Source organism: Pseudomonas sp. SDT291_1_S447, assembly GCF_054070155.1.
Genome location: NZ_JBSVXS010000247.1, coordinates 1 through 1,941, shown reverse-complemented (window position 1 = coordinate 1,941; position 1,941 = coordinate 1). Strand labels below are relative to the sequence as shown.

The following is a 1,941-nucleotide window of genomic DNA, read 5'->3' as shown; positions in this document are numbered from 1 at the left end:
CAACGTCACCCGCAATTTTCTGGTGGCCTTCGACGGCGCCATGAAACTGACCGGCATCAAGATCGATGCCAGTACCTGGCAGCATGACTTCACGGTGCGCCTTGCCGGCATCGATGAGCGCGAGCGTCTGAGCAATCGCAACCTCTACGGGCGTGCGTTCTTTTTCAGTAACTCGCTGATGTTCGAAAAGACAGACACCGGCTACCAGATCAATGGTGGCACGGCCTACGTCGAAGGCATCCGCGTGGCAATTGCAAAGTCAGAAGCGGTCCCCGGCGCCATTCCAGTAGGTAAGGTCTGGCTGGACGTTTGTCTTGAGCGCCAGTTGAACGATCGGGTGGCTGTGTGGAAAGTGGTATTCGGTGAACAGGCCGATTACACCGACGCTGCCGGCGTACGCCATTACTGCGTGCCGATCGCTGATTTCATTTCACCCAGCAATATCGTGGATTTGCGGGACGCCGAGCCAGTCGGCGGTGCGTTGATCAAATATCTCGCATCCCGTACCGGCGACTATCCGCTGCTGCGTGCCCGGGCCACGACAAAAGAAGACGTAGATCTGGGCAACCTGCCCAACGCAAAAAGTGATGACCCAACCACCAACAGCAGCGAAATTCTGGCGACGACCGCAGCGCTGAACAAACTGCACAAGCAAGTCGGCGACTCGATGACAGGCATGGTTGCCGGCTTCAGCATGTATTCGGCGCCGGCGGGCTGGCTTGCATGCAACGGCGCCGCTATCTCGCGTACAGCATTCGCTGGCCTGTTCGCACGCATCGGCACGCACTACGGGGCAGGTGACGGAACAACCACGTTTAACGTGCCGGACATGCGCGGTCTGTTCCCCCGTGCGTTTGATGACGGTCGCGGCGTCGATCCCGGCCGGGCTTTCGGATCGTTTCAGGACATGGCTCTGCATTTACACGCTCACACCGCCTCGGCCGCTGCGGTAGGTGATCACTTGCACACCGCTTGGACAGATGCGCAAGGCAACCACGTCCACAGCGCCTGGACTGATGCCCAGGGTAACCATGACCACGGGTTCCGAACTGTCGACAACGGTGCCGGCGTGAACGTTGGTTACCCAGCAGGCGGCAGTGTCTGGACAGAGCTTGAGATCGGCGGCGGGAAGAATGCCGACGGGCGACCCATGCGAACCGATTACCAGGGCAACCACGCACACAACGTCGGCATCGGTGCCGCTGGCCAGCATGCGCACAACGTTGGTGTCAGCGGCGGTGGTGCTCACACCCACGCCGTGACCGTCGCCGCCAACGGCGGTACCGAAACCCGGCCGAAGAACATGGCCCTTTATTACTGCATCAAGTATTGAGATCGAGCATGACTGACAAACTCGTTTATCAGACCGACCATCTCGGCATCTTCATTGGTGCTGTGAAGGCTGACGAATCACCGCTGGAAGAGGGTGTGTATCTGATTCCCGGTGGCTGCGTGGAGGCCGCGCCACCACCAGTTCCGGAACACAAAGCCGCGTGGTGGAACGGCAAAGCCTGGCAGCTTGTGGACTTCTTCGGTGGCGTCGTGGTGTACAGCACCGACACCGGCGAGCCGCGAACATTGGAAGGCTTCGAACCGGTGCCGGCCGGTTTCACCATGAAAAAACCCGGGCCGAACCAAGTATGGAAGAACGGCGAATGGGTTGATGATATCGACGCCGTGCTGGCTGCACTCCGGGACAAGAAACTGCAAGCGATCGCTGCCGACTGCACGGCCTACATCGCCGGCGGGTTCAGTTCCAGCGCATTAGGTGAGCCATACCGCTACGGCAGCGCGATCGATGACCAGGTGAACTTGAATGGCCAGGTGCTGCTGGGCATGGACGATGTTTACCCATGTTATGACGCTCATCAGGTAATGACTTTCCAGCCGCACACCATCGAACAATTGCAGAAAGTCAGCCTTGACCTGGTGCGCTTCCGG

2 protein-coding genes are annotated in these 1,941 nt (G+C 59.4%); both read left to right on the top strand.

Features of this window, described 5'->3' with window-relative positions; genetic code table 11:
• The coding region (locus ACW9IR_RS29250; RefSeq protein WP_457466082.1) for a tail fiber protein at window positions 1-1,333 on the top strand (1,333 nt) is incomplete at its 5' end.
• An 8-nt stretch (window positions 1,334-1,341) separates the two neighbouring features.
• Window positions 1,342-1,941 (top strand): hypothetical protein (locus ACW9IR_RS29245; RefSeq protein WP_457466080.1); only part of this gene is annotated, 600 nt, incomplete at its 3' end.